Genomic DNA, 8,663 nt, shown 5'->3' with positions numbered 1-8,663 from the left:
GGACGTTTAGACGCAAGAAGGACGCTGAAGAGCTTAGTTGCGGATTTGAGGTTTAATTAAAAGAATAAACCTACCAATAAATCTATCAACTTGATTCCCACAAAAGGAACAATCACACCACCCAAACCATAGATCAACAGATTACGGCGAAGTAAAGCACTCGCACCTATCGGTTTGTATTGCACTCCACGCAAAGCCAGCGGAATCAGAATCGGAATAATAATCGCATTAAAAATAACCGCTGAAAGAATGGCGCTTTCAGGACTATGCAGATGCATGATATTCAGAGCTGCCAATTCGGGAATAGCAATCATAAACAAGGCAGGAACAATTGCGAAATATTTGGCCACATCATTGGCAATAGAGAAAGTGGTCAGCGTACCGCGTGTCATCAGCAATTGTTTACCGATTTCCACAATCTCGATCAGTTTCGTCGGATCGTTATCCAGATCGACCATATTACCGGCTTCCTTCGCCGCCTGTGTACCACTATTCATGGCTACACCTACATTGGCTTGTGCCAGAGCAGGAGCATCGTTCGTTCCGTCTCCCATCATTGCAACCAATTTACCAGCCTGCTGTTCCTTCTTGATATATTCCATCTTATCTTCCGGTTTAGCTTCAGCGATAAAATCATCCACACCGGCTTTTTCGGCAATATATTTTGCAGTTAATGGGTTATCTCCTGTCACCATGACCGTCTTCACTCCCATCTTACGCAGACGTTCGAAACGTTCCTGAATACCCGGTTTGATAATATCCTGCAACTCAATGACACCGGTCACTTTCTTGTTTACACATACTACCAATGGCGTACCACCATTGCTGGAGATAGAAGAGATAATCTCTTCCACTTCTTTTGGGAATTCATTTCCTTCACCTTCCACCATCTTACGGATAGCGTCGAAAGCACCTTTACGAATTTGCGTTCCATCTGCCAGGTCTACTCCCGAACATTTGGTTTCAGCCGTAAACTTAATCATTCGTGCTCCCGTTGTATTCAGGTTACGCATACGGATGCCCGACTCGCGTCCCAGTTCTACGATAGACTTACCTTCCGGCGTTTCATCGGACAAGGAAGACAACAGACAAGTCTCTACAAAATCGTGCAAATTGACACCCGGAGCCGTATGGAAATGAGTTGCTTTACGGTTACCGATGGTGATAGTACCCGTTTTATCCAGCAACAACGTATCAATATCACCGGCAGTCTCTACTGCTTTACCGGATTTAGTAATCACGTTGGCACGGAGCGCGCGGTCCATACCGGCAATACCGATGGCAGAGAGAAGTCCACCGATAGTTGTCGGAATCAGACACACAAACAAAGAAATAAGCGAAGCAATGGTGATGACCGTATGACTATAGTCGGCAAACGGTTTCAAGGTAACACACACTATGACGAAAACAAGCGTAAAACCTGCCAGCAGAATAGTCAACGCAATCTCGTTCGGGGTTTTCTGACGGGAAGCACCTTCCACCAATGCAATCATCTTATCAAGGAAACTTTCTCCCGGTTGAGTAGTCACCAGTACCTTTATATGATCGGACAATACCTTCGTGCCACCCGTTACGGAACTCTTGTCGCCACCTGCCTCACGGATCACCGGAGCAGACTCGCCAGTGATAGCACTTTCATCAATAGAAGCCAGCCCTTCAATAATCTCTCCATCGGAAGGAATTACGTCTCCGGCCTCACAAACAAACACATCTCCTTTCTTCAACTGTGAAGAACTGACGGTAACAATTTTATTGCCTTCCACTTTCTTTGCCGGTGTCTCTTCACGAGTCTTACGCAAGCTGTCGGCCTGTGCTTTACCACGTGCTTCGGCAATAGCTTCGGCAAAATTGGCAAACAACAAGGTTACAAACAGAATGATAAACACGGCAATGTTGTAAGCAAACGAACCTTGTGAAGAGTTTACAATGGAGTAGAGCGTTACAAGCAGCATGACTACTGTAGCCACTTCTACTGTAAACATAATCGGGTTCTTTATCATCATCCGTGGGTTCAGTTTCACGAATGACTGTTTCAAACTTTCTATAACTTGCTCCTTTGGAAACAAAGAAGCTGATTTATTATCTTTCATATCTTCTCTAATTCAGTATTACAAACTTAAATGTTCAGCAATTGTGCTCAATGCATGTACCGGGAAGAATGACAGCGCAGCAATAATGAAGATAACCACAAATGTCATGACTCCGAAAGTCAAAGTATCGGTCTTCAATGTGCCGGCACTTTCCGGAATGAATTTCTTCTGTGCCAGTAATCCGGCAATGGCAACCTGCCCGATGATAGGAATAAAACGGCTCAAAATCAGAACAATACCACACGTATAATTCCAGAAATAAGTATTATCTCCCAAACCTTCAAAACCGGAACCGTTATTGGCGGCACAAGAAGTGTACTCGTAAAGTTGCTCACTTAAACCGTGGAATCCCAAGTTGTTCAACCATCCACCTTCACTTTCCACAAAATCAGGGTGGTGCACATAAATATAACTTGAGAGTGCTGTAAATACCAAAATGACAAACGGATGAAGCAGAGCTACAATCGTAGCGATTTTCATTTCGCGGGCTTCCACTTTCTTGCCGAGGAATTCCGGCGTACGCCCTACCATCAAACCGCTGATAAACACTGCAATGATTATAAATGTATAGTAATTCATCCATCCTACACCTACACCGCCAAACCAAGTGTTAATCTGCATATTCAGCATCTCCATCATTCCGGACAGCGGCATAGTAGAATCATGCATACCATTCACAGAACCATTAGAGGTTACAGTAGTTACAATACTCCATAATGCCGTTGCTCCGGCTCCCAAACGGACCTCTTTACCCTCCATCGCACCATTATCCTGCGCAATTCCCAGTTCATCAATGCGTGGATTACCGCCCATTTCCTGACTGACATTAATACATACGCCTACCAGAAAAGCGAAAAGCATTACTCCGAATATACTGTAAGCCAACTTCTTTCTGCGGGTATAAAATCCCAGCGCAAGTACCATTGCCATCGGGATAATCAGGATAGACCAACATTCTACCATATTAGTAAGATATGTCGGATTCTCCAACGGATGAGAAGAGTTTACACCAAAATAACCACCACCATTTGTACCCAATTGTTTGATAGGAACAATCGCAGCCGTAGGACCTTGAGAAACCATTTGTTCCTGGCCTTCCATCGTAGTTACCTTCATCTTACCGTCAAATCCCATCGGAGTTCCCTGGAGAATCAGGATAAAACCTACAATCAGAGAAAGAGGCAATAAAATACGTGTACAGCTTATTACCAGAAATTGCCAGAAGTTACCAATCGTTTTGGTTGTTTTTGCAGCAATACTCTTCATAATACCTGCCATAGCAGCCATACCTGTTGCTGCGGTAATAAACTGGAAAAGCATGATGACGAACAGTTGAGTAAAATAAGTCAGTCCGCTTTCACCGCTATAGTGCTGCAAGTTACAGTTCACCATAAAACTGATACAGGTATTGAATGCCTGATCCGGAGTCTGCGGTCCGTTGCCGTCCGGATTTAAGGGCAACCATCCTTGTGAAACCAAGAGTACCATTCCCCAGAAAAACCAGAAAGCATTCAAAATCAACAATGCTTTCAGGAATTGTTTCCAGTTCATTTCTTCATTGGGGTCGATTCCACAAACTTTATAAATGACTCTTTCGATAGGAGCCATAAAATCAGACCAAGTCTTTTCTCCTCTGTAGACCTTGGCAATGTATTTTCCCAGTGGATAAGCCAGAATCACCATCAAGGCTATCTGAACAACCACGCCTAAAATTTCTGTATTCATATACTTTTTACCTTAAACTGTGTGTGTTACTTTAAAACTTTTCGGGTTTGACGAGCACGTACATCAAATAACCGAAGATCGCAATACCTAATACGAATAATGCTGTGTACATAATCAATTCTCCTTTTTCTTTAAATATTCTCAAACCAGTCTACACATTTCCAAAATAGCCAGAAACAAGCGAAACCGCTTAACAGGCAGAAAATAAATGATAGTGTTATTCCCATGTTTTTACCTTTTAAATGATTACTATTAATTTTCACTTGCCACTCTTTATGCCAAATGCGTGCCATAAAAAACAGAAAATAGATAATGTATTAATATTCAAATAGATACACATCATTAGATACTTTCTATCCATCCAACCTACCCTTCCATTTTGAAAAAAGAATTCTATTTTGAAAAGCTTTATACTTTTCCGGAATTTCAGAAGAGAAAAAATAAGCAAATTATCACTTTGAAAGGGGGATTTTCATTTTGAAAAGGTAAGAGAAGGAAATATAATACTTATAAAACACTGATAATAAGAGATTAGCAACTAATACAAGTCTATTGGTATATGCTTTGCAAAGAGACAGACATGAAACTTTATATTATTGCAAACAGATTACCTGTCAAAGTAGCCGGCACAAACGGCAAATTCGCATTTTCGCGTAGCGAAGGCGGGCTGGCAACAGGTTTGGATTCTCTTCAGACTTCTTATGAGAAGCACTGGATAGGTTGGCCCGGAATATGTACCAATGAAGAAAAGGACCAACAGGAGATTAACGAGAAACTACAGGAAATGAATTTTCATCCGGTCTTCTTGTCGGAAAAGCAAATTGAAAATTACTACGAAGGATACAGTAACAGTACTATCTGGCCTTTGTGTCATTACTTTTATGCTTATACCTTATATAAGAACTGCTTTTGGCAAGCCTATCAACAAGTCAACCGTCTTTTCTGTGAGGAGATTTGCCAGCTGATACGTCCCGGTGACAAAGTATGGATACAGGATTATCAACTGATGCTACTTCCAGGAATGTTGAGGAAAATATATCCGGAACTCTATATCGGTTATTTCCATCATATCCCGTTCCCCTCCTACGAACTTTTTCGTATTCTGCCAGAGCGTGCCGAGATACTGAAAGGCTTATTGGGAGCCGACTTCATTGCTTTCCATACCCACGACTATATGCGTCACTTCATCAGTGCCGTAGAACGTGTATTACACCTCGACTTTAAACTGGATGAAGTGCAGATCAACAACCGAGTGACCAGAGTAGAGGCATTACCGATGGGAATCAACTATGAATCTTATCATAAGGCTTCGGAAAATAAAGAAGTACACCAAGCTATTGAACGTACCCGGAAACTTTTCGGCGAGCATAAACTCATCCTGTCAGTAGACAGACTGGACTATAGTAAAGGAATACTGCATCGTCTGCATGGCTTCGCCACCTTCCTCGAACATCATTCCGAATATCATGGCAAGGTCACATTAGCGATGGTCATCGTTCCTTCACGTGACCATGTAGGCAGCTATGCGGAACTAAAAACAAAGATCGACGAAGAAATCGGCTCTATCAACGGACGCTACTCCACAATGAACTGGACTCCCGTCTGTTATTTCTACCACGGCTTCTCGCTGGAAGAACTGACCGCCATGTATTATGTAGCCGATATAGCCCTCGTCACTCCACTTCGGGATGGCATGAACCTGGTGGCTAAAGAATACGTAGCTACCAAGTGCGACAATCCGGGCGTACTTATCCTTAGCGAAATGGCAGGTGCCGCTGTAGAACTGACGGACGCTATCCAAATCAATCCGAACGATACGGAACAAATAGAGAATGCGATTTGCCAGGCACTTGAAATGCCGGAAGAGGAGCAAAAGCAGCGCTTGCAACGTATGCAAAGTATTCTGTCTGTACAGACAGTCAACAAATGGGCAGCCGACTTTGTCAATGAACTGAACATGACGTGCATGAAAAACGATCTGTTACGAAAAAAACGCATCGTAGCTGCTACCATCGCACAAATCAAGTTAAAGTATAACCAGGCAAAACAACGCCTTGTTCTGCTGGATTACGATGGTACGCTGGCAGCTCTCAAATCACGTCCCGAAGATGCCCAACCTACACCAGAACTTATTTCTATTCTACAACAATTGGCTAGCGATCCCGCCAATCATATTGTAATCAATAGCGGGCGGGATCATTTTACATTAGAAAAATGGCTCGGTTCCCTTCCTTTTTCTATGGCTGCCGAACATGGAGCTTTCTACAAAGAAAACGGAGTTTGGCATAAAAATATAAAGAAGATAGAATGGGGAGCAGGTATTCTTTCTATCCTACAACTGTTTGTAGACCGAACTCCCCACTCACATCTGGAAGTAAAAGAAACAACCCTGGCATGGCATTATCGTGAAAGTGACGCATGGCTCGGCACATTAAGAGCCCAACAACTTGTCAATGCACTGATCTCAATCTGCACCCGGCAGAAACTACAAATTCTGCAAGGGAATAAAGTGATCGAAATCAAATCGCCGGATTGCAATAAAGGCTCGGAGGTGGGACGTCTATTAGCCAACAGACATTACGATTTCGTAATAGCGATGGGAGACGATACAACAGATGAAGATATGTTTCAGGCATTACCCAAAAACGCTATTAGCATTAAAATAGGTAGCGTATCCGAAGCCGCCAACTATCATCTGTCTGCTCAATCCGACGTACTTCCATTCTTACAATCTTTACTAGGCAAACAAAAAACTGCCACAAAAGAAGGAAGTATTAAGAATCGCCTGACTTTCGCTTTCGACTTTCTCAAAGATCTATTAAAAACTCAATAAAAAGCAATCAATATGAATAATTTAAATTATGGAGTGATAGGTAACTGCCGTACAGCAGCCCTCATTTCGCAGAACGGAAATATCGAATGGCTCTGTTTTCCCGATTTCGATTCTCCTTCTATTTTTGCCAGTCTGCTCGACCGGGAGAAAGGGGGAGCTTTTGGATTCGAAGTTGCCGGAGACTATCGCATCACACAAAGTTATGTTCCGCACACCAATATCCTTTCTACCCAGTTCTCCTCTGATGAAGGAGAATTCGTAGTGCTCGACTATATGCCCTGCTATCGTTCACAAGACGAAACAGGGCATTATTTACCTGCCGAATTATACCGCTACATACATTGGATAAAAGGGAAACCGCGTTTCAAGATCAACTATCATCCGGCCCCGAACTATGCGCAGGGACAAGTGATCCTTAATATCACTCCACAGTATATCGAATCCTACTGCTCCTTCGACAACAAGGACAGACAATATTTATATGCTTCCCTGTCTCTTCAAGACATCAAAGAGAAAAAAGAAATCATTCTTGAGAAAGACGAATTTCTCTTGCTTTCCTATAATGAGAAAGTAATTCCAATTGACATAGAAAGGGAAAAAATAGAATATTGCCGTACGCTAGTATATTGGCTGAACTGGACAGACAGAAGTAAGAAATACATTCTATATAATGACGTAATCGAACGAAGTTTGTTGGTTCTGAAACTAATGTCCTATCACAACGGAGCCGTATTAGCAGCACTAACCACAAGTCTTCCGGAAGCTGTAGGAGAAGTCCGCAACTGGGATTATCGTTTTTGCTGGCTCCGGGATGCTTCTATGTCCATCGAAACCATGTTCCAGATCGGACACACTGGTGCAGCTAAACGTTTTATGAAATTTATCCAATCTACATTCGTTTCCAAACATGATTATCAAATTATGTATGGCATCCGGGGCGAGCACCAACTAACTGAAGTGATACTCGACCATTTATCCGGCTACAAACACTCCAAACCTGTACGAATAGGCAATGATGCGTACCACCAGAAACAAAACGACTCTTTTGGTTACCTGATGGACTTGATTTACCAATATTATCGTCTCATGCCCGGTACATTGGACGAAATTGAAGATATGTGGGAGATGGTAAAGAGCATTTTAGCAACCGTAGTAGAAAACTGGAAAAAACCAGATAAAGGGATTTGGGAAATTAGAGGGGAGGGACAACACTTTGTTTCTTCTAAAGTTATGTGCTGGGTAGCCCTAGATCGCGGAGCGAAAATTGCTCAAATGCTTAATAAATACAATTATAGCGAACGTTGGCAACTGGAAGCTGAAAAAATAAAGAAAGACGTAATGAAATACGGCTGGAATAAAGAACTTCAAAGTTTCACACAAACGTACGACAACCAAGCAATGGATTCTTCATTACTATTGATGGAACCTTATGGGTTTATAGAAGCTGATGATATACGCTATCATCAAACAGTGGAAGCTGTCAGGAAAGCTCTTTTTCATAAAGGACTTATGTATCGCTACAACAGCAAAGATGATTTCGGGTTGCCTACTTCTGCTTTTACGATTTGTACATTCTGGCTTATACGAGCACTGTTTGTCACCGGACATAAAGAAGAAGCGCGTTGTCTGTTTGACGAGGTTCTGAAATATTCCAATCACCTCGGATTGTTCAGTGAGGATATTGATTTCGAAACCAAAGAACAGTTGGGAAATTTCCCACAGGCATATTCACATTTGGCATTAGTGAATACTGCTATCCTATTTGCGGAAGAAGAGAAGAGATTATCTTTTATTCGTCCTTAAAAACAGCCCCTCTTGATTCATTGTTGGATCTTTTTGCAAAGTACCAAACTCTATTGAACAAACTACTATGAGATTTGATCTGCTAAAAAGGGCGGTATAAATACCAAAGTAATAAAAAACAGAAAGCCTCGCCCGTCAATAGACAAGCGAGGCTTCTTTAAAACGGCGGCTACCTACTCTCCCACTGTTACGCAGTACCATCGGCGTGACGA

The 8,663-nt window shown here is 42.3% G+C and carries 5 protein-coding genes; 2 read left to right on the top strand and 3 right to left on the bottom strand.

Annotated elements, in window-relative coordinates:
- Positions 1-56: 56 nt before the first annotated feature.
- From kdpB to DW173_RS24470, 3 genes are read right to left on the bottom strand one after another with little or no spacing between them, the layout of a single operon-like run.
- A complete protein-coding gene (gene kdpB / locus DW173_RS23365) occupies positions 57-2,090 on the bottom strand; it encodes a potassium-transporting ATPase subunit KdpB (protein WP_120145327.1) in 2,034 nt (677 codons plus the stop codon).
- An 18-nt stretch (positions 2,091-2,108) separates the two neighbouring features.
- Complete coding sequence (gene kdpA, locus DW173_RS23360; RefSeq protein ID WP_120145326.1) at positions 2,109-3,815, bottom strand: potassium-transporting ATPase subunit KdpA; 1,707 nt, start codon at positions 3,813-3,815, stop codon at positions 2,109-2,111.
- Between the two features lie 31 nt (positions 3,816-3,846).
- Complete coding sequence (locus tag DW173_RS24470; RefSeq protein WP_073343870.1) at positions 3,847-3,927, bottom strand: potassium-transporting ATPase subunit F; 81 nt, start codon at positions 3,925-3,927, stop codon at positions 3,847-3,849.
- Between the two features lie 447 nt (positions 3,928-4,374).
- Between DW173_RS24470 and DW173_RS23345 the strand changes: the two genes are divergently transcribed.
- The gene (locus DW173_RS23345) at positions 4,375-6,648 is read left to right on the top strand and encodes a bifunctional alpha,alpha-trehalose-phosphate synthase (UDP-forming)/trehalose-phosphatase (RefSeq protein ID WP_182422565.1); all 2,274 of its coding nucleotides are present in this window, start codon (positions 4,375-4,377) and stop codon (positions 6,646-6,648) included.
- A gap of 12 nt (positions 6,649-6,660) precedes the next feature.
- On the top strand, positions 6,661-8,451 hold the full coding sequence (locus DW173_RS23340; RefSeq protein ID WP_120145325.1) for a glycoside hydrolase family 15 protein: 1,791 nt from the start codon (positions 6,661-6,663) through the stop codon (positions 8,449-8,451).
- Positions 8,452-8,663 lie beyond the last annotated feature (212 nt).

This window comes from Bacteroides sp. AM16-13 (genome assembly GCF_003602705.1).
Classification (GTDB): Bacteria; Bacteroidota; Bacteroidia; order Bacteroidales; family Bacteroidaceae; genus Bacteroides; species Bacteroides xylanisolvens.
Note: the sequence above shows the minus strand (reverse complement) of the source record. Positions and strands in the feature narration are given on the sequence as shown.